The following is a 770-nucleotide window of genomic DNA, read 5'->3' as shown; positions in this document are numbered from 1 at the left end:
TAGAAGCTGTTCTTAGTGGCTCAAAAACACCAAAAGATGGATTAGATGCAACTGTTAAACGTGGAAATAAGCTTCTACGTGAATTTGAGAAAGCTAATCATTAAGGGTTTCATTATTATCGTTAAAGATCAAAAACTCAACCAAACAGTTGAGTTTTTTCAATTCTTTTTTGTTCACCTTTCTAAAGTCTTGCTGTTTAAAGAGAGCTCTACGAATGCAAGAAAAACATGCATATTTCAAAAATAATCTTCTTCCTTACTGGCTGCTTTTTCCTCAGCTCATTGTGACTTTTTTGTTTTTCTTCTGGCCTGCTGTCCAGTCAATAAAATCATCTTTCGAGCGTGAAGATCCCTTTGGCTTTATCACAACCTTTATTGGTCTTGAAAATTATCTGACAATTCTCTCTGATCCTGCTTATCTAAAATCACTTCTCATAACCGCAGTATTTTCCATTTCGGTAACTGTCGTTTCAATGACGATATCACTTCTTTTGGCTGTCTGTGTTGATCGTGTCATCCGCGCAAAAAAGGCCTACACAACGCTTTTGCTCTGGCCCTATGCTGTTGCTCCAGTATTGGCAGGCATATTATGGTTATTTATCTTTCACCCAACCATCGGAATCGTCCCTTTTGTTTTTCAAAAAATAGGTATCACATGGAATTATCGTATTAATTGCATTCAAGCAATGATCCTTATTGTAATTGCAGCCAGCTGGAAACAAATTTCCTATAATTTTCTCTTTTTTCTTGCTGGTCTCCAATCTGTTCCAC

1 pseudogene is annotated in these 770 nt (G+C 36.8%); it reads left to right on the top strand.

The window, feature by feature from the left end:
* Positions 1-214: 214 nt before the first annotated feature.
* Positions 215-770, top strand: a pseudogene (locus ACFIK8_RS11105) (glycerol-3-phosphate transporter permease); the annotation flags it as partial.

The sequence above is a fragment of the Bartonella sp. MR168JLCBS genome (genome assembly GCF_042194175.1).
Note: the sequence above shows the minus strand (reverse complement) of the source record. Positions and strands in the feature narration are given on the sequence as shown.